Genomic DNA, 1223 nt, shown 5'->3' on the forward strand with positions numbered 1-1223 from the left:
CTGCGCCTGCGGCGGAATATCGGGATCGAGCGCGAACACGGTGCCGTCGGCCGGGCTGGCGATCGCCGCGCCCCGGCCGCGCTCCGCCGCCAACCGAGCCACCGGCGTGCCCTCCTGGTGGCTGCCGACCGCGACGAGCGGCACCGCGGTACCGGCCAGGAACACCTCGTCCCGCGCAGGCTCGGGTACGCCTTCGAACCGCACCGGCACGCGCTCGACACCCGCGGGCATGGCAGGCGGCCGGCTCGCGCGGTCGCGATGCAGGTACGCCATCACCTCGTGCCAGACCGGCGCCGCGCCCGATACGCCTGACACATCGCGCATCGCCGCGCCGCTGGCGTTGCCGACCCAGACGCCGACCGTGTAGTGCTGCGACCAGCCGATGCACCAGTTGTCGCGCATGTCCTTGCTGGTGCCGGTCTTGACCGCGGTCCAGAAGCGCGTGGTCAGCGGACTGTCGAGGCCGAAGGTGCGCGCGCGCGCATGCCGGTCGGACAGCACGTCGCCGATCACATGCGTCGCCGCCGCCGACATCACCGCCAGCGGCCGCGGCGCCGGTTCGGCCAGCCGCATCCGCACCGGGGCCTGGCGGCCCTGGTTGGCCAGCGTGCGGTAGGCATTGGTCAGCGTCAGCAGCGACACGTCGGCGCTGCCCAGCGCCAGGCTGTAGCCGTAGTAGTCGCCGGCCTCGGTCAGCGGCAGCCCGAGCGCGACCAGGCGCCGATGGAATCGGTGCGGGGTCACCATCACCAGCGTGCGCACCGCCGGCACATTGAGCGATCCGGCCAGCGCGGCGCGCATGCTGACCCAGCCGCCGTAGCGGCCATCGTAGTTGCGCGGGATATAGAGGCCGCCGCCGGTCGGCAGGTTGACCGGCCGGTCGTCCAGCAGCGAGGCCGCGGTCAGGCGCCGCTCCTCGAGCGCCTGCGCATAGAGGAAAGGCTTCAGCGTCGAGCCGGCCTGGCGCAGGGCGGCCGCATGGTCGACCTGCGCCGCCGCGGACAGCGTGCCCGACGAGCCCACATAGGCCAGCACGTCGCCGCTGGCGTTATCGAGCACGACCACCGCGCCGTCCTCGACATGGCGTCCGGCCAGCTCGCGCAGATGCCGCTGCAGGCTGGCCGTCGCCAGGCGCTGCACGCCGGCATCGAGCGTCGAGTCGATCGCGGCCGGCGCGGTGCGACTCGCGCCCGGCGCGGCCCGCTCGACCAGCAGCCGGCCCA

1 protein-coding gene is annotated in these 1223 nt (G+C 74.0%); it reads right to left on the reverse strand.

Annotated features, from left to right (window positions below):
* Window positions 1-1223, reverse strand: a 1223-nt coding sequence (locus B551_RS18345) for a penicillin-binding transpeptidase domain-containing protein (protein ID WP_023264740.1), incomplete at both ends; no start/stop codon positions are given.

The organism is Cupriavidus sp. HPC(L), assembly GCF_000307735.3.
GTDB lineage: Bacteria > Pseudomonadota > Gammaproteobacteria > Burkholderiales > Burkholderiaceae > Cupriavidus.